Genomic DNA, 18,785 nt, shown 5'->3' on the forward strand with positions numbered 1-18,785 from the left:
GCTCAGCCGCTCATCCCCCGCGTCACGCCCAGCAGCATCAGCAGCGCGGCGGGATCGAGGCAACCGGCCGACCCGCGAGGCGTCGCCGGGGCATGGGCGGCGCCGTCGATGCCGACGATCACCTGCGGCCGCGGCTCCTGCCAGGCGGATGCGGCCAGATACAGCACACTCACCGCCAGGGACAGGAACAGCACCCGCACGAATTGTCGTTGCATGACCTTCACTCCTCGATGGCGTGGCCGCAGGCCTGGCGATAACCGCTGGCCAGACTCCGCCACTCGGCCTCGCCCCACCACGCATGGCGGCGCAACTGGCGCAGATCGTGGCGGGCGGCGCGACGGGAAGTCAGGCGACGGCGACTTTTTTCTAGGTCTAGCAGCGCCAGCTCGACCCGTCCATGCGGGCTGACGCGGAGGAAGATGTGCTTGGGGTACAGGCAGCCGTGCTGCCAGCGCGCCGCGTGCAGACGCGCCAGCAACTGTCCCAGTTGCTGGAAGATCCGCGCGCGCAGCGCGGCGTCCCAGCCATGCTGCATGCCGTGGGCGTAGATCGCCTCCAGGCTGTCGAAGCCGTTCAGCGCCTCGGTGACCAGCAGCGCCTGCAGCTGCCCCGCCTGACGGCGGGTGCCGCAGTACAGCAGGCGCGGCACGCGGATGCCCAGCGCGGCGAAGGCCTGCAGGGCGCGCCGCTCGCGCAGCACGGTCGGCTCGCCCAGCGGGTGGCGCCAGTCGCGGTAGCAGTGATCGACCTGCTGTTTGCGGTACAGCAGGCGGCCGTCGCCGGTGCGCACGCGCTGCACGCCGCTGATCCCGCCGCGCCGCGCATTGGGTTCCTCCACCCACTCGCCGGGAGTGCTCAACCACTGCTCGAAGGCTTCGCCGGCGGGCAGTTCGAGAAGCTGTATCAGGCTGCTCATGACTCAGACCTTGCGCAGCACGTAGACCCGCCACATGGCGTAGCCGGGCAGAAAGTCGTAGTGGGCGTCGATGCGGAAACCGGCGGCGCGGAACTCCGCCTCGATCTGCGCGCGCGGCACCACGAAGCGGTTCTGGTAGCTGCCGACCTTGCCCTCGGCCTGGCGCCGGCGTTCGAGACGGCGACGTTTCCAGGCCTTGAAGTTGCCGTCCACCCACAGCGAGAGGATCACGCTGTCGCGGCTCACCCGGTGGAACTCCTCCAGCAGCACCCGGCGGTCGGCGGCCTCGCCGATGTGGTGCAGCAGGCGCATGCAGAAGATGCTGTCCACCGCGTTGTCGGGCAGTTCGATGGCAAACGCCGAGGTCTGCAGCGGCTTGACCCGCCGGACCACCTCGGCCGGCTGCACGCTGCAGGCCACGTCCAGCATGTGCGCCGAGTTGTCGGCACCGACGATCACCCGGTTGGCCTTCTCCGCCAGCAACGGCCAGAAGCGCCCGGCGCCGCAGGGCAGATCGAGCACCAGCCCCGGCTCGCCAGCGCGGGCCAGCGCCTTGCGCGCCAGCTGCAGGTCGCGACGGTGCGACAGGCGCCGCGCCAGGCCGTCCTGGTGCTTCTCGAAGTATTGCCGGGCGTGTTCGGCATCGTACTTGCGGGAAAATTCGAGTTCGACGGGCTGGGACATGGCGCAGCTTCCAAGGCTGGACAATGTCTGCAGAGTGCCGCCTACGCCGTCACACGCCCGTCAAGCCGGCGTGAAAAAAACGTCAAATCCGTCACAGGCGCACGCTGAACCGGCAGCCATGGGGCTCCACCGCGCGCAGCTCGATGCACCAGCCTTCGTGGACACAGATCCGCTGCACCAGCGACAGCCCCAGGCCCAGCCCGTCGCCGCGCTCGCCATGGCCGCGCACGAAGGGCTGGAACACCGCCTCGCGCATCGCCGGGGGAATCCCCGCGCCGCTGTCCTCGACGCTAAAGCCACCGGCCTCCAGCTGCAGACGGATGCTGCCGCTGTCGGTGTAGTGCCAGGCGTTGCGCAGCAGGTTGCCCAGCACCGCACGCAGGAAGGTGGCGTTGTAGCGCCGGCCGTCGTCGGCCAGCGGCCGGTAGTCGAGGCGCAGGCCCTTGGCCTCGACCGGCTCGCGCCAGTGCGCCACCAGCTCGTCGGCGACCTGGCGCAGGCTCGCCTGCGGCGCCGCCGGAGCCTCGGCGGACTGCTCGCGGGCCAGTTGCAGGAAGGTCTGCACCAGCTCGCGCATTTCCTCGCTGGCCCGCGCGATGCGCTCCACCTGACGACGCGCGCGCGGCTCCAGCGCCGGGTTCTCCAGCAGCAGCTCGCAGGAGCCGGCCAGCACCATCAGCGGCGTGCGCAGCTCGTGGCTGACGTCGCTGGTGAACAGCTGCTCGCGGGTCAGCGCCTGGCGCAGCTGGCTGAGTGCCTCGTCGAAGGCCGCCGCCAGCTCGCCCACCTCGTCGCGCACGTAGTCCGGCGCCAGCGGCGGCGCCACCGCCAGCAACTGGTCGCGGTGGCGCACCTGGCGCGCCAGGCGCACCACCGGCGCCATCACCCGCCGTGCCAGCAGCCAGCCGAGCAGCGCGGCGAGCAGCACGCTGAGCAGGAAGCCGACCAGCACCACCACGTACATCAGCTGCTCGCGCCGCTCGAAGTCGCTCTGGTCCTGCAGCAGCACGTACTCGCGACCGTCGACCCGGCGCAGCATGGCGTGGAAGGCGCCCTCGCCGCGGAACACCTCCTGAAAGCCCTCCTCCAGCCCGCGCAGGTCGGCCGGCAGGGCGAACTCGTCGGGACCGTCGGTGAAATAGAACAGCTGGTCGGGACGCGGCTGGGCGCGCCACTCGTCCATGGTTTCCATCTTCAGCAGGCGGTCGAGATCGCGGCCGAGCTGGGCGGACAGCAGGCGCTCCTCGATCATGTGCACCACCAGCACGGTGCCCACCGCGAAGGCCCCGGCCACCAGCAGGCTCATCAGCGCGAAGGCGATGACGATGCGCTGCGCCAGGCTCGACTTAAAGCGCATGGTCGTCCGCCAGGCGATAGCCGACGCCGTGCACGGTATGCAGCAGCGGGGTCGGGAAGGGTTTGTCGATGGTCTGGCGCAGCTGGTGGATGTGGCTGCGCAGGCTGTCGCTGTCCGGACAGTCGTCGCCCCACAGCGCCTCTTCCAGCGCCTCGCGGCGCAGCACGTGGGGGCTGCGCTGCATCAGCAGGGCGAGCAGCTTGAGGCCCAGCGGGTTGAGCTTGAGACGCTGCCCGGCGCGACTGACCTCCAGGGTGTCGAGATCGTAGCTGAGATCGGCGACCTGCAGCAGCCGGCGCACGCCGCCCTGGCTGCGGCGCAGCACCGCCTCGATGCGCGCGGCCAGTTCGGACAGCGCGAAGGGCTTGAGCAGATAGTCGTCGGCGCCGGCGTTGAAGCCCTGCAGGCGGTCGTCGAGCTGGTCGCGGGCGGTGAGCATGATCACCGGCACGCTGCTGCGCGCCTCCTCGCGCAGGCGCCGGCACAGGCTGTAGCCATCCAGGCCGGGGAGCATGACGTCGAGGACGATCAGGTCGTAATGGTTGCCCACCGCCAGGTGCAGCCCGGACAGGCCGTCCTGGGCACAGTCGACGCTGTAGCCCTTGAGTTCCAGATAGTCGGCCAGGTTGGCCAGGATGTCGCGGTTGTCTTCGACCAGCAGGATTCGCATGCAGTCATCTCCGGCGGGAATCGGGGGGCGGCGCGCGAACGCCGGCGGCGTCGCACCTTACCCGAGCCGGCGCGCCGGCGACAGCCCCGCCCGAGGCGGCGAAGCGAGCGGGCAAAAGAAAACCCCGGGCCTTGCGGCACCGGGGTTTTCGGTCAGGCTAGGGAGCCGGACGGCTGGATCACATCATGCCGCCCATGCCACCCATGCCGCCCATGTCAGGCATGGCCGGAGCGGCCTTGTCTTCCGGAATGTCGGCGACCATGGCTTCGGTGGTGATCATCAGGCTGGCGATGGAGGCCGCGGACTGCAGGGCAGTACGGGTCACCTTGGCCGGGTCGAGGATGCCCATCTCGATCATGTCGCCGTACACGCCGGTGGCGGCGTTGTAGCCGAAGTTGCCGCTGCCCTGCTTGACCTTGTCGACCACCACGCTCGGCTCGTCGCCGGCGTTGGCGACGATCTGGCGCAGCGGAGCCTCGACGGCGCGACGCAGCAGGGCGATACCGACGTTCTGGTCTTCGTTGTCGCCCTTCAGGCCTTCGATGGCCAGCAGGGCGCGCACCAGGGCGACACCGCCGCCAGGCACCACGCCTTCTTCGACGGCTGCGCGGGTGGCGTGCAGGGCGTCTTCGACACGGGCCTTCTTCTCTTTCATCTCGACTTCGGTGGCAGCGCCGACCTTGATCACCGCAACGCCGCCGGCCAGCTTGGCCAGACGCTCTTGCAGTTTCTCCTTGTCGTAGTCCGAAGTGGTCTCCTCGACCTGCTTGCGGATCTGCGCGACGCGGGCTTCGATGTCGGCCTGGGCGCCGGCGCCGTCGATGATGGTGGTGTTTTCCTTGTTCAGGACCACGCGCTTGGCGTTACCCAGGTGCTCCAGGGTGGCGCCTTCCAGCGACAGGCCGACTTCCTCGGAAATCACGGTACCGCCGGTGAGGATGGCGATGTCCTGCAGCATGGCCTTGCGGCGGTCGCCGAAGCCCGGCGCCTTGACCGCGGCGACCTTGACGATGCCGCGCATGTTGTTGACCACCAGGGTGGCCAGGGCTTCGCCCTCGACGTCTTCGGCGACGATCAGCAGCGGACGGCCGGCCTTGGCGACGGCTTCCAGCACCGGGAGCATTTCGCGGATGTTGGAGATCTTCTTGTCGACCAGCAGCAGCAGCGGGCTTTCCAGCTCGGCGGCCATGGTGTCCGGCTTGTTGATGAAGTACGGGGACAGGTAGCCACGGTCGAACTGCATGCCTTCGACGACCGACAGCTCGTTGTCCAGGCCCGAGCCTTCCTCGACGGTGATCACGCCTTCCTTGCCGACCTTCTCCATGGCTTCGGCAATGATGTTGCCGATGGAGTCGTCGGAGTTGGCGGAGATGGTGCCGACCTGGGCGATGGCCTTGGTATCGGCGCACGGCTTGGACAGCTCCTTGATCTGGGCAACGATGGCGGTGGTCGCCTTGTCGATGCCGCGCTTCAGGTCCATCGGGTTCATGCCGGCGGCAACGGCCTTGAGGCCTTCGTTGACGATGGCCTGGGCCAGCACGGTGGCGGTGGTGGTGCCGTCGCCGGCCTGGTCGTTGGCCTTGGAAGCCACGTCCTTGACCAGCTGGGCGCCCATGTTCTCGAACTTGTCCTTCAGCTCGATTTCCTTGGCCACGGACACGCCGTCCTTGGTGATCAGCGGAGCGCCGAAGCTCTTGTCCAGCACCACGTTGCGGCCTTTCGGGCCGAGGGTGGCCTTGACGGCATCGGCCAGCACGTTCACGCCGACCAGCATCTTCTTGCGAGCGGAATCGCCGAATTTGACTTCTTTAGCAGCCATGTTTCTCAAACCTCGAAATGGAATTCAGGAAATGCGCGAAAAGCGGCGGGAAATCAGTCTTCCAGGACGGCGAGGATTTCGCTCTCGCCCATCACCAGCAGGTCTTCGCCGTCGACCTTGACGGTGTTGCTGCCCGAATAGGGGCCGAACACCACCTTGTCGCCGACCTTCACAGCCAGCGGGCGCACTTCGCCGTTGTCCAGAACGCGACCGGCGCCGACAGCGACGACTTCACCGCGATTCGGCTTCTCGGCAGCGGAACCCGGCAGGACGATGCCGCCTGCGGTCTTGGTTTCTTCTTCGCTGCGACGAATCACGACGCGGTCATGCAGAGGACGAAGCTTCATTGTCGATCTCTCCTAACAGGTTGTTTCCAGCGACCGGTGATGCTCACCGGCGGGTTGGCAGAGTCCGGCGGGGCCGGAAGCGACGTGCCGGGCACGTCGCGAAAGTCGGGGCAGGATGGCCGGGCCAGCCTGCGCTGAACATCCAGATGGGGGCCAGCCAGGGCATTTCAAGGGCGGGGCGAAAAATTTTTCAGTCGTCGCGACGTTCCCACTCGCCCTCGATGATCTGCGGGCGCGGACGCTCGCTGCCGCCCGGCGCCGCCCGCGGGCCGGCAGCGGGGCCGCCGGGCGGCACGGACGACGACGGGCCGGAGCGCGGCACCGCCCGGCTCAGCCGCGCACGCAGCAGGCGGCGGGTCACCGGCAGCAGACAGAGCAGGCCGACGACGTCGCTGATGAAACCGGGCAACAGCAGCAACAGACCGGCGAAGGCCAGCAGCAGGCCATCGAGCATTTCCTGCTCCGGCGCCTCGCCGCTGAGCAGCCTGGCGCGCGCGCGCCAGGCGGTGGCCGGGCCGGCAATGCGCAGCAGGAAGCCGCCGGCCAGCACCCCGGCGAAGATCAGCAGCAGCGTGGCGAGAACCCCGATACTGCTGCCGACCTTGATCAGCAGCGCCAGTTCGAGCAGCGGGAACAGGATGAAAACGAACAGCAGTACACGCATCGCGAGACTTTTCCTTGGGGCGCGCAAGGCCCTGACAAGAGGTTAGATGGCGTCATCTTGCCGGCAATTCAACCACAGGCTCCACCATCCGTCGCCCGCGGCAGCGCGGGGCGATACGCTGTGGACTGCAAGCGGGTATTCCGCAACGCAAAATTCTCGTGCATGCTGCAGCGCAAGACGCTCTCCACCTGACACCTCGCACAGAATCCGTCGCAACGGACAGGCACCCAGCACAACCGGCTGCGGCGCCGTCGAAGGGGTCGACATCCGTCTCAAGAGCCTTGGAGCATTTCCCATGCAAGTCAAAGACAAAGTCATCATCATCACCGGCGGCGGCCAGGGTCTGGGCCGCGCCATGGCCGAATACCTGGCGGCGCGCGGCGCACGCCTGGCCCTGGTCGACCTCAACCCGGAGAAGCTCGACCAGGCGGTCGGCGCCTGCATCGCGCACGGCGTCGAGGCGCGCGCCTACGTGTGCAACGTCGCCGACGAGGCACAGGTCGAGCAGATGGTCGCCCAGGTCGCCAGCGACTTCGGCGCGCTCCATGGTCTGGTCAACAACGCCGGCATCCTGCGCGACGGCATGCTGCTCAAGGTCAAGGACGGCGTGGTCCAGAAACTGTCGCTGGCCCAGTGGCAGTCGGTGATCGACGTCAACCTGACCGGGGTGTTCCTCTGCACCCGCGAGGTCGCGGCGAAGATGCTCGAACTCAAGTGCGAGGGCGCCATCGTCAACATCTCCTCGGTGTCGCGCGCCGGCAACATGGGCCAGAGCAACTACTCGGCGGCCAAGGCCGGGATCGCCTCGCTGACCGTGGTCTGGGCCAAGGAGCTGGCGCGCTACGGCATCCGCGTCGGCGCCGTCGCCCCCGGCTTCATCGGCACCGAGATGGTCGCCAGCATGAAGCCCGAAGCCCTGGAGCGCATGACCTCGGCCATCCCGCTGCGCCGCCTCGGCACGCCGGAAGAGATCGCCCAGGCGGTCACCTTCATCTTCGAGAGCGACTACTTCACCGGCCGCGTGCTGGAGATGGACGGCGGCATCCGCCTGTAACACCCGGCAGTTCCATCGCCCTTCTGCAACGCAGCAGCGGAGCGATGGGACTACCCCTTACCGCCATACCGCACCGCAAAAAATACCCGCCAAACGACGCCAGAATCCTCCACTCCGCTCACCAGCCCACGCCCACACCGAAGGTGTAGCGCGCCTCGTCCACATCGCCCAGCTCGCTGCGCAACTGGTCCCACTCGCCCTTGAGCTGCAGCGCCGCCCAGCTGTTGAGCCGGTAACGCAGGCCCAGAGCCGTTTCCAGCTTGTAGTCGATGACATGGTCGAAGGGCGCCCCCAGTTCGCCATGGCTGAACAGCTCGACGCGCTTGCCAAACAGGTGGCGGTTGTAGTCCCACTTGACGCCCAGGGCATAGAGATGCTCCTTGCCGCCGGCGGCGAAGGCGAAATCGTGGCGGTTGAGCAGGGTCGCCAGGGAGAAGGCGCCCAGCGAGTCGTCCCAGAACTGGTAGCCCGGCCCGCTGCCCAGGGTGCGCTGCAATGCCAGCGCATCGACCCGGTCGCGCTGGTACTCGAACTTGCCCTGCCAGAACCAGTGCTCGTCGAGGAAACGGTCGAGAGCGTACTCGCCGCCCACGTTGTCGGCGCTCTTCACCCCGTTCTTGAACTCGCGCTCGAAGCCGCCGGTGAGGTTGTGCCGCCACAGGGCGTGGCGCGCGCTGGTCTTGAAGTCCAGCTCGAAGTCCTCGACATCCTTGGCGGCCTTCTCGTACTCCAGGGCCAGGTCGATGCGCCCGCTCCATATCCAGTCCTCGACCAGCGGACGCGGCGGCAGGATCTGGCGGATCTCGCGCAGCGCGAGCGGGCGCGCGGGCACCTCGTGCAGCGCCACCCGGCCCGCCGCCGCGCGCTGCAGGCCCCGCGTCTGCACGCGGCGGCCATCGGCGCGCTGAATCAATAGCGTCTGCGCGCTGTCCAGGCTGGCCACCTGCTTCCAGTCGAGGGTCACGCTGCCGGCATAGGCCGTCTCGATCAGCAGCTTGCCGCCATCGAGCAGCTGGATGCGCCCGCTCAGGCGGTCGCCGTTGTTCAGCCAGACGGTATCGCCCCAGGCGGACGGCAACAGGGCGCACAACACAACGGAGAGCAGGAAACGGAACATGCACGGACTTCGGCGTAGGAGCGGGCGCGCATTATAGAATGAGGCGCCGCGCCGGCGACCGCCCGGCACAGCAAGCACCGCACTCCCCGGCGCCGGATCACGGAGACCGCCATGCCCGCAACCGCCGACGACCCCGTACAGAACCGCAAGGCGGCGCTCTACGCCGCGCTCGCCGAGCTGCCGGCGGGCCAGGTGATCAGCTACGGCCAGCTCGCCGCACTGGCCGGACTCGGCCGCGCCGCCCGCTGGGTCGGTCGCTGCCTGAGTCAGTTGCCGGAGGATAGCCGCCTGCCCTGGCATCGGGTGGTGGCCGCCGGCGGTCGCCTGAGCCTGCCGCCCGGCAGCCCGGCCGGCGACGAGCAGCGCCGACGTCTGGCCGCCGAGGGAATCGCCGTGCATGGCGGGCGCCTCGACATCCGTCGCTACGGCTGGCATCCGCCGCGGCAGAGCGGTTAGAGTGCGCGCTTTCCTTTGCCTTTCGTAGCCTTCCATGCCCCATAGAACCTGGCGCGAAGCCTTCGCCACCTATGCCAGCCCCGCGGCCCTGGCACTCCTGCTGCTCGGCTTCGCCGCCGGTCTGCCGATGGTGCTGGTGTTTTCCACCCTGTCGGTGTGGCTGCGCGAAGCCGGGGTGGCCCGCGAGACCATCGGCTACGCCAGCCTGATCGGCCTGGCCTACGCCTTCAAGTGGGTGTGGTCGCCGCTGCTCGACCAGTGGCGCCTGCCGCTGCTCGGCCGTCTCGGCCGGCGCCGCTCCTGGCTGGCGCTGTCGCAGCTGCTGGTCGCCGCCGGCCTGGCCGCGATGGCGCTGTTCGACCCGCAGACCCACCTGGCCTGGCTGATCGCCGTGGCGGTGCTGGTGGCCTTCGCCTCGGCCACCCAGGACATCGCCCTCGACGCCTATCGCCTGGAGATCGCCGAGAACACCCAGCAGGCGGCGCTCGCCGCCTGCTACACCACCGGCTACCGGGTGGCCATGCTGCTGGCCAGCGCCGGTGCGCTGTTCGTCGCCGAGGGCTTCGGCTCGGTGGGCGGCAGCTACCTGTACCCGGCCTGGGCCAGCACCTACCTGCTGTTCGCCCTGCTGATGCTGCCCGGCCTGCTCACCACCCTGTGGATGCCCGAACCGCCGGTGCCGCAGCAGACCCAGCAGAGCGCCGCGCGCTACGGGCTGAGCCACCAACTGATCTCGGTGCTGGTGCTGATCGTGCTGCTGATCTCGGTGCCGGCGATGTTCACCCAGCTCTACCACAGCGGCGTGGACGGGGTGTTCAGCAGCCGGGTGACCCTGCTCGACCTGATCCTCGACGACCGCGCCTTCCTGCGCTTCACCCTCTACACCCTGCTCACCCTGCTGTGCCTGTCGTCCTTCGGCCGCCGCGGCCTGGCGCCGGTGCTGACGCCGATCAGCGACTTCATCCAGCGCTACCGCTGGCAGGCGCTGGTGCTGCTCGGACTGATCGCCACCTACCGGATGTCGGACACGGTGATGGGGGTGATGGCCAACGTGTTCTACATCGACCTGGGCTTCTCCAAGGACCAGATCGCCAGCGTCAGCAAGCTGTTCGGCCTGGTGATGACCCTGCTCGGCGCCGGGGTCGGCGGCGTGCTGATCGCCCGCTTCGGCATCCTGCCGATCCTGTTCATCGGCGGCCTGGCCTCGGCGGCGACCAACCTGCTGTTCGCCATGCTCTCCGGCATGGGCCCCAACCTGCAGATGCTGGTGTTCACCATCTCGGCGGACAACTTCAGCGGCGGCCTGGCCACCGCGGCCTTCGTCGCCTACCTGTCGAGCCTGACCAACCTGCAGTTCTCCGCCACCCAGTACGCCCTGCTCAGCTCGATCATGCTGCTGCTGCCGCGCCTGATGGGCGGCTACTCGGGGGTGATGGTGGAGAAGCTCGGCTACGCCGACTTCTTCCTAGTCACCGCGCTGATCGGCGTACCGACCCTGCTGCTGATCGGCCTGCAGTGGGGCCGCGAGCGGCGCCAGCCACTCCCGGCGCCGGCCACCGGCGAGTCGCCGCCGCACTGAACGGGTCATGATGCAAAAGGCCGATCCCGGAGGATCGGCCTTTTGCAGGGTGGCGGCGCCGCGACTCAGTTGCCGGGCTGCACCAGATGCACTACCCGCTGCGGAAAGGGAATGCCGATGCCGGCATCGGCCAGCTGCTCCTTGGCCCGCTCGGTGAACTCGAAGGTCACCGCCCAGAAGTCGACGGTATCCACCCACACCCGCAGCGACAGGTTGACCGCGTTGTCGCCCAGTCCGGTCACCCAGACCACCGGCGCCGGCTCGGCCAGCACGCGCGGGTCGGCGGCAATCGCCAGCAGCACCTCGCGGGCGCGCTTGATGTCGCTGGCGTAGTCGATGCCGATGTTGATGTCGACACGCCGACGCCCTTCGCGCGAGTGGTTGACGATGGTGCCGTTGGACAGGCTGCCGTTGGGCACGATCACCGTCTTGTTGTCGCCGGTCTTCAGCACCGTATGGAAGATCTGGATGCTGTCCACGCTGCCGGCCACGCCCTGCGCCTCGATCCAGTCGCCGATGCGGAACGGCCGGAAGAACAGGATCAGCACGCCGCCGGCGAAGTTGGCCAGGCTGCCCTGCAGGGCCAGGCCGATGGCCAGGCCGGCGGCGCCGAGGGCGGCGATGAACGAGGTGGTTTCCACGCCGACCATCGAGGCCACGCTGATCAGCAGCATGACCTTGAGGGCGATGCCGGCCAGGCTGCCGACGAAGCCGGTCAACGCCTTGTCGACGCTGCGCGCGGCCAGCAGGTTGCCGACCCGGCGGGTCAGCTTGCCGATCAGCCACCAGCCGACCAGCAGGGTCAGCAGCGCCAGGGTCAGCTTGCCGCCGTACTCCAGCAGGATCGGCAACCAGCTCTCCGACAGCCTGACCAGTTCCTGCACGTTCAGATCCAGGGGCTCCATGACACATCTCCTTCTGTGAGGGCGGCCGCGCGCCCTGCCCGCTCGTCGCGGGCAGGGCTGCAGCTTCGCAAGCGCGAAGCCAGGCGGCACAGGGATAGGGGAAGGGTGGACGTCGCCACCCGGCGTAAAGTTCCGGGCGGCGGTGAACGGCGGGCGGCGATCAGTCGCGGAAGTTGTTGAACTGCAGCGGCATGCCCAGTTCCTGGGTGCGCAGCAGGGCGATGGCTTCCTGCAGGTCGTCGCGCTTCTTGCCGGTGACCCGCACCTGCTCGCCCTGGATCGCCGCCTGCACCTTGAGCTTGGCGTCCTTGATCAGCGCGACGATCTTCTTCGCCAGCTCCTTGTCGATGCCCTCGCGCAGGGTGACCTCCTGCTTGACCACCTTGCCCGAGGCGTAGGGGTCCTTGTACTCCAGGCACTGGATGTCGATCTTGCGCTTGACCAGCGCCAGCTTGAGGATCTCGACCATCTGCTCCAGCATGAAATCGGCCTCGGCGGTCAGGGTGACCGTCTTGTCCTTGAACTCGAAACTGCCCTTGCCGCGCAGGTCGTAGCGGCGATCCAGTTCCTTGATGGCATTGTCGACGGCGTTGGTGACTTCGTGCTTGTCCAGCTCGGACACCACATCGAACGAAGGCATGGGACACTCTCCACAGAGACGACGCGCGCGACCGCAGTCGGCGCGCCTGACTTGACGATAAATTCGAGGCGCCATTATAACCGAGCGCCCGCGCCCCTGCCCCGCAGGCCGCGCCCCGAGAGAACCGCCATGCCCGCTCCCCTCCCCGCACCGCCCGACAGCGCATCCCCTGCGCCCTGGCACATCCTCGGCGCCGGCAGCCTCGGCGGCCTGTGGGCGACCCGCCTGGCCCGCGCCGGCCTGCCGGTCTGCCTGTTGCTGCGCGACGCGCAGCGCCTGGCCGACTACCACGCGGCCGGCGGCCTGACCCTGGAGCAGGGCGATCTGAGCCGGTGCCTGCGCATCGCCGCCGCCAGCAGCGCGGCGCCCGGCGCGATCCGCCGCCTGCTGCTGGCCTGCAAGGCCTACGACGCCGCGCCTCTCGCCCGCCGTCTGGCGCCTTGGCTGGCGCCCGGCGCCGAGGTTTTGCTGCTGCAGAACGGCCTGGGCAGCCAGGCCGAGGTCGCCGCCGCCCTGCCCCAGGCCCGCTGCATCTGCGTATCGAGCACCGAAGGCGCGTTCCGCCGCAGCACCTTCCACATCGTCCACGCCGGCGGCGGCGACAACTGGCTCGGCCGCCTCGACGGCGGTCCGGCGCCGCACTGGCTGGAGGAACTGGAGCGGGCCGGCATTCCGGCGCGCTGGACACCGCAGATTGCCGAGCGGCTGTGGCGCAAGCTGGCGATCAACTGCGCGATCAACCCGCTGACCGTGCTGCACGACTGCCGCAACGGCAACCTGCAGGGCCTGGCCGGCGAGGTCGACGGTCTCTGCGACGAGCTGCAGCGCCTGCTCCACGGCGTCGGCCAGGACGCCGCCGCCGAGGGCCTGCACGCCGAGGTCTGGCGGGTCGTCGTCGCCACCGCCGCCAACAGCTCCTCGATGCACCAGGACGTCGCCGCCGGGCGACGCAGCGAAATCGCCTATCTGCTCGGCCACGCCAGCCGCGAAGCCCTGCGCCTCGGCCTGCCGCTGCCGCGCCTGCAGGCCCTGCAGAGCCGCCTGCAGGCCCACCTGCGCGCCCGCGGATTGCCGGCGGACTGACGCCCGGCTACCCTGCCGGCTTTCCGCCCCCGCAACAGGAAGCCGCCTTCATGGGTTACCGCTTGTCGAAGATCTACACCCGCACCGGCGACGCCGGCGAGACCGGCCTGGCCGACGGCCGCCGGGTCACCAAGGACCATCCGCGCATCGAGGCGATGGGCGAGGTCGACACCCTGAACAGCCAGCTCGGCCTGCTGCTCGCCGAACTGGCCGAGCAGGAAGCCCTGTGGCCGGGCCTGAGCGAGATCCTCGAGGTGCTGCTGCCCTGCCAGCACCGCCTGTTCGACCTCGGCGGCGAGCTGGCGATGCCCGAATACCAGGCCCTGCAGGCGCCGGAAATCGCGCGTCTGGAGCAGGCCATCGACGCCTGGAACGAGGAAGTCGGCCCGCTGAAGAACTTCATCCTCCCCGGCGGCTCGCGCCTGCTGGCGCAGGCCCACGTCTGCCGCAGCTTCGCGCGCAGCGCCGAGCGCCGCTGCCAGCACCTCAACGCCGTCGAGCCGCTGCGCGGCGAATGCCTGGCCTACCTAAACCGCCTCTCCGACCTGCTGTTCGTCGCCGCCCGGCTGATCGCCAAGCGTCAGCAGATCGGCGAAGTGCTCTGGCAGGCCGCCAGGCCCGAGACCTGAGATGAACGGCAGCGACCTGCTCCTGCTGGTGCGCCGCGAAATGCCCTTCGGCAAGTACCAGGGCCGCCGGCTCTGCGAGCTACCCGGCCCCTACCTGGCCTGGTTCGCCCGCGAGGGCTTCCCGGCGGGCGAGCTGGGTCGCCTGCTGGCGCTGATGCACGAGATCGACCACAACGGCCTGCGCGGCCTGCTCGAACCGCTGCGCCAGCCGGGGCGCTAGCAAGAGGCTGTGCATGGGCTGGCCGGGCGCGGCGCACGCAGGCTCAAACGACCGCGAAGCCCGCCCGCCGACCGCAAGCCGGCGCGGCGGAAACCGCGCTCAATGCGGCCGCCACAGCCACAGCGCGCCGCCCAGCGCCAGGCCCAGCACGGCCACCACGAGATTCACCGCCAGGCCCCATTTCACCCCATAGCCCGGAGGAAACTCGGCCGGCGTCAGCGAGCGCAGCACGCTCAGGTATTGCCTGGCCGAATAGGCTGACGCCGCACTGCCCAGCAGGATGAACGCCAGACCCAACCAGAAACTCGCCAGCAGGCTCTGGTGCTGCTGGGGATCGGACGACAGGGCCCGGATCAGCAGCCCCGAGCGCTCGACGACGAAGCCGAACGCGATGAGCGACAGGCTGGTCCGGTTCCAGGCCAGCAAGGTGCGCTCTGCGGCAAAGAGCACCCGGGGATCTTTCAGGTCGGACATGCCATCCTCCTGCACAGCTACGCTGAAATTCGACAGACCGTCCGCGCACGGCGGTTTTGCGCCGAGGAGCACACCATGAGCTGGATCGTCGCCAAGTATGCACTGACCGCCGCCCTGGTCGTGCTGGTCTCGGAAATCGCCAAGCGCAGCGACAAGCTCGGCGGTTTCGTCGCCGCGCTGCCGCTGGTCACCCTCCTGACCCTGGTCTGGCTGTATGTGGAGCGCCAGTCGCCGGAAAAGATCGCCAACCACGCCTGGTACACCTTCTGGTACGTGCTGCCGACCCTGCCGATGTTTCTCGCCTTCCCGGCGCTGCTGCCGCGCCTGGGCTTCTGGCCGACCCTGCTGGCCTGCGTGCTCATTACCGTCGTCTGTTTCGGCCTGTTCGCCCTGGCCGTGCGCCGCTTCGGCATTGAGCTGCTGTGAGCCGGCGGCCACGCCGGATCAGAGTCCCACTGTGACCTCGCAGATCCGCTCGCCCTCGCGCAGCAGGAACACCACGCCCAGGCCCTGCTCGCGGGCCAGCCGGGCACCGCGCTCGACGCCCAGCACCATCAGCGCCGTGGCCCAGGCGTCGGCGTACAGGCAACTGCCGGCCAGCACGGTGACCGAGGCGATGCCGTTGTGCAGCGGCGCGCCGCTGTGCGGGTCGAGGGTGTGGGAATAGCGCTGGCCGTCGCGCTCGCGCCAGTGGCGGTAGTCGCCGGAGGTGGCGATGGCCGTGTCGGCCAGTTCCAGGCTGGCGAACACCTCGCGGCGGCCGTACTCGGGCTTCTCCAGGGCGACGCGCCAGGCGCCGTCGGGCTTCGCGCCGCGGGCGCGCAGCTCGCCGTCGATGCCCACCAGATAGCGCTGGATGCCGTGGCGCTCCAGGCAGCGGGCCAGTTCGTCGACGCCGAAGCCCTTGGCGATGCCGTTGAGGTCGAGGCTGACCTCGGCCTCCTTGCGCACGGCGCGCCGCTCGGTGTCGAGGGTCAGCGCCGTGGCCGCCGTGCAGCGAGGCGTTGCGCTTGCGCCTGCCGGCGCCGGGCCGAAGCCCCAGGCGCTGACCTGCGCGCCGAGGGCGATGTCGAAGGCACCGTGCGACAGGCTGCCGACGTGCAGGCCGGCGAGCAGCACCTGGTACAGCTCGTCCGGCAGCTCGAACCACTGGCCGAGCGGTGTGCGGTTCAGTTGCATCAGGGTGGAGTCCGGCTTCCAGGTCGACATCTGCGCATCGACCCGGTCCACCGCCGCCTGCAGTTCGGCCTGGATGGGCCGGGTGTCGAGCCCGGCGGCGGCGAAGAACACCGCGGTGAAGCGGCTGCCCATGGTCGGCCCGCTGAGGCTGTAGCGCAGCAGCGGTTCGCAATCAGTAAACGTCTTCACGGAAGCGCCCCTGTGCCTTGAGTTGATCGAGGTTGCTGCCCATCTCGGCCAGCAGGGTTTCCAGCACGGCGCGCACGCCGGCGGCCATCTCCCGCGAGCCGCAGACCAGCACCTGGGCGCCCTGTTGCAGCAGTGCGCGGATACTGGCGCCATCCTCGCGCAGGCGGTCCTGCACGTAGGCCGGCGTCGGCCCCTCGGAGAAGGCCCGCTGCAGGCGCTGCAGGCGGCCGTCCGCCAGACACTGCCGGAGCTCCTCGCCATACAGCTGGTCGCTGGCGTGGCGTCCGCCCCAGTAGAGCTGGATGGGGCGGCGGGATTCATTCCTGCGCACGAAGCCGATCAGCGGCGCCACACCCACGCCGGCGCCGATCAGCAGCACCGGATGCTCGCCGGCCTGCGGACGGAAGCCCGGATGCGGCTGGAGGCTCGCCGCCAGCTCGGCGCCCGGCTGCAGGTCGTGCAGGTAGCTGGAGCACAGCCCCTGCGGATGCCGGCGCACGCAGATCTCGACGAAACCGTCGTCAGCGGCGCTGGCGATGGAGTACAGGCGCGGCGCAGTGTCTTTCTGCGAAGCGTCGGCCTGCGCGGTATCGACCGCCGCGGTGTCGAGCGGACGGATGGCCAGCAGGTCGCCGGGGGCGAAGCGGGTGCTGCCGGGGGCCACGGAGAAGCGCAGCACAGCGGCCGGCTGGCCGCCGCGCTCGCTGTAGCACTGGCGCTCCTGCAGGGTCAGGCGCACCGCGCTGCTTGCCAGCAGCGCCGATTGCAGGCGCAGCGGGGTACCGAGACATTCGCCGAGCTGCCCGGCCCAAGCGTTCAGCTCGCCGCTAGCCTGGCGGTCGACGCGCTGCAGCGGCAGCAGCGGCTGGCAACCGCGTTGCAGCAGGGCCTGCTCGACCGCTTCGGCATAGGCGCAGAAGCGCGGGAACTGGCGATCGCCGAAGCCGAGCACCGCCACCGGCAGGCCGCGGGCGGGCCAGCGGACTTCGGCCAGGCGGCCGAGGAACTGTGCGGCGCTGTCCGGCGCCTGGCCGTCGCCGTAGGTGGCGGCGAGCAGCAGCAGGCAGCGTGCCTGCGGGTAATCGTCCTGCACGGCGTTCATGGCGGCGACGTGCACCGGCCAGCCGGCAGCCTCGAGTTGCGCCTGCAGCTGGCGGGCGTAGGTCCAGGTCGAGCCGCCCTGGCTGCCGACCAGGATCACCGCCCGGGCCTCATCGGCCGGTACGCCCTGGTCCTGCACGCCGGCGCGGCTGCGCCGCTGCCACCAGCCGAGCAGGCCGCTGCCGCCGAGGAACAGGGTGGACAGCGACAGGCCGGCGAGGACCATGGACCACAGCGGCATGCCCTCGCCGGTGTGCAGGGCGTAGGCGGTCTCAAAGAGGTTCTGCGCCGCGCCGTTGCGCTGGAAGCTGATCCACTGGCCGCTGGCGGCGTTGACGAAACCGCTGCCGCTGGCGGTACGCACGCCGAGGTAGTGGATGTCGTCCGCGGCGCTGGGGAATTCCAGTTCGCGCAGCTGGGGCAGCTCCACCTGGCGCAGCGCCGCGAGGCTGCCCAGCGGCAGGTGTGGGGTGGCCTGGATGCCTTCCGGCCAGGCCGGCTCGTTGTCGGCGCCGTCGCCGAGCAGGCCCAGGCTGGTCGCCGACAGGTACAGGCCGCTGAGGGCGAGCACGGCCAGCCCCGGCAGAGTCCAGCGGGCGATCACCGTGTGCCAGTGCAGCATGCCCTGGCCGGCGCGGATCGGCGTCAGCAGGCGGCGCCAGCCACCGAGGCGGCGGGCCAGCAGGATCGCGCCGCTGATCGCCAGCAGCGCCAGGGCCAGCGCCGCCAGGCCGCTCAGCCAGCGGCCGGTCGAGCCGAGCAGCAGCTCGCGGTGCAGGTCGCGCAGCCACTCGAGGGTGGCCGACGGGGCGTAGGGGCCGAGGTCTGCGCCGGTCGCCGGGTCGACCACGTGTACCGGCTCCTCGACATCGCCGCCGAGGGTGGCGAGCAGGGTGCCGTTGGCGCTGCGCTCCAGGCGCTCGACGTTGGGCAGGTGCTGGCTGACGCGCTCGGCGACGACGGCCACGCTGTCGCCGGGGGCGTCCAGCTGGCCGAACTGTTCGCTCAGGCTGGCGCCCGACAGCACCAGCCCGGTGGCGGCGGAAACCAGCAGCAGGGCGCCGAGCAGGAGGCTGGTCAGCAGATGCAGGCGACGATTCATGGTGGCCTCGTGGGGATCAGAAACGGTAGCTGAGGCGGTCGATGTAGCCGCTGCCGCTGGCTTCGCCCGGCTCGCGGGTCAGCGGCAGGCGGACCTCGGCGCGGTTGTCACGCTTGTCCTCGACCGCGCTGTCGACGCGGATCTCGTAGCCGGCATCGAGCAGGGCCTGCTCCAGTTCGACCTCGACCGTCAGGTTGTCGCCACTGCCGACGCTGGCGCCGGTCAGGCCGTCGTACTCGGCGCTCTGCGCGCCGCCACCGCGGGTCCAGTCGCGCAGGTGGCGGTAGTACTTGGCCTTCTTGCCGGCGACCCACAGGGTCTTCTGGTACTGGCCGTCGGCATCGGTCAGGTAGATGGCCAGGTAGGCGCCCTTGCCGCGGTATTCCTTGAGGGTGACGTCCAGGGTCAGGGACTGGGTCTGTGCCTGGGCCAGCAGCGGTGCGGCGGTGGCGCCGGCCAGGGCCAGCGAGATGAGCGTCTTGTGCATGGGGCGACTCCTGCAGGTTCGATGTGGCCAGGTTAGGCAACCGCGATGAATTCAGGCTGAAGGCCTGCGGGACGCGGCTTAATCAGGACTTAAGCTGATACCTGTAAGCCCGT

At 69.5% G+C, this 18,785-nt stretch carries 22 protein-coding genes; 7 read left to right on the top strand and 15 right to left on the bottom strand.

Annotated elements, in window-relative coordinates:
- Positions 1-2: 2 nt before the first annotated feature.
- The 8 genes from BLU22_RS00270 to BLU22_RS00305 form a co-directional block, all read right to left on the bottom strand.
- Positions 3-215, bottom strand: a complete 213-nt coding sequence (locus BLU22_RS00270) for a hypothetical protein (RefSeq protein ID WP_090211242.1) — start codon at positions 213-215, stop codon at positions 3-5.
- A gap of 5 nt (positions 216-220) precedes the next feature.
- Positions 221-916 (bottom strand): lipopolysaccharide kinase InaA family protein, encoded by a 696-nt coding sequence (locus BLU22_RS00275; RefSeq protein ID WP_090211244.1) that lies wholly within the window; start codon positions 914-916, stop codon positions 221-223.
- A gap of 3 nt (positions 917-919) precedes the next feature.
- On the bottom strand, positions 920-1,600 hold the full coding sequence (locus tag BLU22_RS00280) for a class I SAM-dependent methyltransferase (protein ID WP_090211247.1): 681 nt from the start codon (positions 1,598-1,600) through the stop codon (positions 920-922).
- Between the two features lie 91 nt (positions 1,601-1,691).
- Positions 1,692-2,957 carry a sensor histidine kinase gene (locus BLU22_RS00285; protein ID WP_090211248.1) on the bottom strand — a complete coding sequence of 422 codons (1,266 nt, stop codon included), beginning with the start codon at positions 2,955-2,957 and terminating at the stop codon, positions 1,692-1,694.
- Positions 2,947-3,627, bottom strand: coding sequence for a response regulator transcription factor (locus tag BLU22_RS00290; RefSeq protein WP_090211250.1), 681 nt, complete (start codon positions 3,625-3,627; stop codon positions 2,947-2,949). The genes BLU22_RS00285 and BLU22_RS00290 overlap by 11 nt, the downstream gene beginning before the upstream one ends.
- Before the next feature lie 178 nt (positions 3,628-3,805).
- A complete protein-coding gene (gene groL / locus BLU22_RS00295; protein ID WP_090211252.1) occupies positions 3,806-5,446 on the bottom strand; it encodes a chaperonin GroEL in 1,641 nt (546 codons plus the stop codon).
- 53 nt (positions 5,447-5,499) lie between these two features.
- The gene (locus BLU22_RS00300; protein ID WP_090211254.1) at positions 5,500-5,793 is read right to left on the bottom strand and encodes a co-chaperone GroES; all 294 of its coding nucleotides are present in this window, start codon (positions 5,791-5,793) and stop codon (positions 5,500-5,502) included.
- A 190-nt stretch (positions 5,794-5,983) separates the two neighbouring features.
- Complete coding sequence (locus tag BLU22_RS00305) at positions 5,984-6,457, bottom strand: FxsA family protein (RefSeq protein ID WP_090211256.1); 474 nt, start codon at positions 6,455-6,457, stop codon at positions 5,984-5,986.
- A gap of 295 nt (positions 6,458-6,752) precedes the next feature.
- On the opposite strand from BLU22_RS00305, the gene BLU22_RS00310 reads away from it, so the two are divergent.
- Complete coding sequence (locus BLU22_RS00310; protein ID WP_090211258.1) at positions 6,753-7,511, top strand: SDR family oxidoreductase; 759 nt, start codon at positions 6,753-6,755, stop codon at positions 7,509-7,511.
- Positions 7,512-7,629: 118 nt separating this feature from the next.
- On the opposite strand, the gene BLU22_RS00315 is transcribed toward BLU22_RS00310, so the two are convergent.
- A complete protein-coding gene (locus BLU22_RS00315) occupies positions 7,630-8,628 on the bottom strand; it encodes a DUF481 domain-containing protein (RefSeq protein ID WP_090211259.1) in 999 nt (332 codons plus the stop codon).
- A gap of 111 nt (positions 8,629-8,739) precedes the next feature.
- Between BLU22_RS00315 and BLU22_RS00320 the strand changes: the two genes are divergently transcribed.
- Both BLU22_RS00320 and BLU22_RS00325 read left to right on the top strand, forming a co-directional pair.
- The gene (locus BLU22_RS00320; RefSeq protein WP_090211261.1) at positions 8,740-9,084 is read left to right on the top strand and encodes an MGMT family protein; all 345 of its coding nucleotides are present in this window, start codon (positions 8,740-8,742) and stop codon (positions 9,082-9,084) included.
- A 34-nt stretch (positions 9,085-9,118) separates the two neighbouring features.
- The gene (locus BLU22_RS00325; protein WP_090211263.1) at positions 9,119-10,663 is read left to right on the top strand and encodes an AmpG family muropeptide MFS transporter; all 1,545 of its coding nucleotides are present in this window, start codon (positions 9,119-9,121) and stop codon (positions 10,661-10,663) included.
- 65 nt (positions 10,664-10,728) lie between these two features.
- On the opposite strand, the gene BLU22_RS00330 is transcribed toward BLU22_RS00325, so the two are convergent.
- Positions 10,729-11,559 (bottom strand): mechanosensitive ion channel family protein, encoded by an 831-nt coding sequence (locus BLU22_RS00330; RefSeq protein ID WP_090216137.1) that lies wholly within the window; start codon positions 11,557-11,559, stop codon positions 10,729-10,731.
- Positions 11,560-11,728: 169 nt separating this feature from the next.
- Positions 11,729-12,208 (bottom strand): YajQ family cyclic di-GMP-binding protein, encoded by a 480-nt coding sequence (locus BLU22_RS00335; RefSeq protein ID WP_090211264.1) that lies wholly within the window; start codon positions 12,206-12,208, stop codon positions 11,729-11,731.
- 129 nt (positions 12,209-12,337) lie between these two features.
- Between BLU22_RS00335 and BLU22_RS00340 the strand changes: the two genes are divergently transcribed.
- From BLU22_RS00340 to BLU22_RS00350, 3 genes are read left to right on the top strand one after another with little or no spacing between them, the layout of a single operon-like run.
- Entirely contained in the window at positions 12,338-13,291 is a 954-nt protein-coding gene (locus BLU22_RS00340) for a putative 2-dehydropantoate 2-reductase (protein WP_090211266.1), read from the top strand.
- Between the two features lie 50 nt (positions 13,292-13,341).
- On the top strand, positions 13,342-13,920 hold the full coding sequence (locus BLU22_RS00345) for a cob(I)yrinic acid a,c-diamide adenosyltransferase (protein WP_090211267.1): 579 nt from the start codon (positions 13,342-13,344) through the stop codon (positions 13,918-13,920).
- A 1-nt stretch (position 13,921) separates the two neighbouring features.
- A complete protein-coding gene (locus BLU22_RS00350) occupies positions 13,922-14,140 on the top strand; it encodes a DUF3820 family protein (protein WP_090211269.1) in 219 nt (72 codons plus the stop codon).
- A gap of 99 nt (positions 14,141-14,239) precedes the next feature.
- On the opposite strand, the gene BLU22_RS00355 is transcribed toward BLU22_RS00350, so the two are convergent.
- Entirely contained in the window at positions 14,240-14,614 is a 375-nt protein-coding gene (locus BLU22_RS00355) for a YidH family protein (RefSeq protein WP_090211271.1), read from the bottom strand.
- A gap of 75 nt (positions 14,615-14,689) precedes the next feature.
- Here BLU22_RS00355 and BLU22_RS00360 point away from each other — a divergent pair, with 75 nt between their 5' ends.
- A complete protein-coding gene (locus BLU22_RS00360; RefSeq protein WP_090211272.1) occupies positions 14,690-15,040 on the top strand; it encodes a DUF3147 family protein in 351 nt (116 codons plus the stop codon).
- Between the two features lie 18 nt (positions 15,041-15,058).
- On the opposite strand, the gene BLU22_RS00365 is transcribed toward BLU22_RS00360, so the two are convergent.
- From BLU22_RS00365 to BLU22_RS00375, 3 genes are read right to left on the bottom strand one after another with little or no spacing between them, the layout of a single operon-like run.
- A complete protein-coding gene (locus BLU22_RS00365; RefSeq protein ID WP_231975251.1) occupies positions 15,059-15,982 on the bottom strand; it encodes an FAD:protein FMN transferase in 924 nt (307 codons plus the stop codon).
- Complete coding sequence (locus BLU22_RS00370) at positions 15,966-18,185, bottom strand: PepSY domain-containing protein (protein ID WP_090211275.1); 2,220 nt, start codon at positions 18,183-18,185, stop codon at positions 15,966-15,968. Before BLU22_RS00370 ends, BLU22_RS00365 begins: the two co-directional genes overlap by 17 nt.
- Positions 18,186-18,201: 16 nt before the next feature.
- On the bottom strand, positions 18,202-18,672 hold the full coding sequence (locus tag BLU22_RS00375; RefSeq protein ID WP_090211276.1) for a DUF2271 domain-containing protein: 471 nt from the start codon (positions 18,670-18,672) through the stop codon (positions 18,202-18,204).
- Between the last annotated feature and the right edge of the window lie 113 nt (positions 18,673-18,785).

This window comes from Pseudomonas guangdongensis, assembly GCF_900105885.1.
In the GTDB taxonomy this organism is placed as follows: Bacteria; Pseudomonadota; Gammaproteobacteria; order Pseudomonadales; family Pseudomonadaceae; genus Geopseudomonas; species Geopseudomonas guangdongensis.

Coding starts and splice junctions, on each gene's coding strand:
- BLU22_RS00275 (WP_090211244.1), bottom strand. CDS start 916: ATGAGCAGCCTGATACAGCTTCTCGAACTGCCCGCCGGCGAAGCCTTC.
- groL (WP_090211252.1), bottom strand. CDS start 5,446: ATGGCTGCTAAAGAAGTCAAATTCGGCGATTCCGCTCGCAAGAAGATG.
- BLU22_RS00335 (WP_090211264.1), bottom strand. CDS start 12,208: ATGCCTTCGTTCGATGTGGTGTCCGAGCTGGACAAGCACGAAGTCACC.
- BLU22_RS00325 (WP_090211263.1), top strand. CDS start 9,119: ATGCCCCATAGAACCTGGCGCGAAGCCTTCGCCACCTATGCCAGCCCC.
- BLU22_RS00355 (WP_090211271.1), bottom strand. CDS start 14,614: ATGTCCGACCTGAAAGATCCCCGGGTGCTCTTTGCCGCAGAGCGCACC.
- BLU22_RS00350 (WP_090211269.1), top strand. CDS start 13,922: ATGAACGGCAGCGACCTGCTCCTGCTGGTGCGCCGCGAAATGCCCTTC.
- BLU22_RS00360 (WP_090211272.1), top strand. CDS start 14,690: ATGAGCTGGATCGTCGCCAAGTATGCACTGACCGCCGCCCTGGTCGTG.
- BLU22_RS00375 (WP_090211276.1), bottom strand. CDS start 18,672: ATGCACAAGACGCTCATCTCGCTGGCCCTGGCCGGCGCCACCGCCGCA.
- BLU22_RS00340 (WP_090211266.1), top strand. CDS start 12,338: ATGCCCGCTCCCCTCCCCGCACCGCCCGACAGCGCATCCCCTGCGCCC.
- BLU22_RS00305 (WP_090211256.1), bottom strand. CDS start 6,457: ATGCGTGTACTGCTGTTCGTTTTCATCCTGTTCCCGCTGCTCGAACTG.
- BLU22_RS00315 (WP_090211259.1), bottom strand. CDS start 8,628: ATGTTCCGTTTCCTGCTCTCCGTTGTGTTGTGCGCCCTGTTGCCGTCC.
- BLU22_RS00280 (WP_090211247.1), bottom strand. CDS start 1,600: ATGTCCCAGCCCGTCGAACTCGAATTTTCCCGCAAGTACGATGCCGAA.
- BLU22_RS00370 (WP_090211275.1), bottom strand. CDS start 18,185: ATGAATCGTCGCCTGCATCTGCTGACCAGCCTCCTGCTCGGCGCCCTG.
- BLU22_RS00290 (WP_090211250.1), bottom strand. CDS start 3,627: ATGCGAATCCTGCTGGTCGAAGACAACCGCGACATCCTGGCCAACCTG.
- BLU22_RS00270 (WP_090211242.1), bottom strand. CDS start 215: ATGCAACGACAATTCGTGCGGGTGCTGTTCCTGTCCCTGGCGGTGAGT.
- BLU22_RS00310 (WP_090211258.1), top strand. CDS start 6,753: ATGCAAGTCAAAGACAAAGTCATCATCATCACCGGCGGCGGCCAGGGT.
- BLU22_RS00320 (WP_090211261.1), top strand. CDS start 8,740: ATGCCCGCAACCGCCGACGACCCCGTACAGAACCGCAAGGCGGCGCTC.
- BLU22_RS00345 (WP_090211267.1), top strand. CDS start 13,342: ATGGGTTACCGCTTGTCGAAGATCTACACCCGCACCGGCGACGCCGGC.
- BLU22_RS00300 (WP_090211254.1), bottom strand. CDS start 5,793: ATGAAGCTTCGTCCTCTGCATGACCGCGTCGTGATTCGTCGCAGCGAA.
- BLU22_RS00285 (WP_090211248.1), bottom strand. CDS start 2,957: ATGCGCTTTAAGTCGAGCCTGGCGCAGCGCATCGTCATCGCCTTCGCG.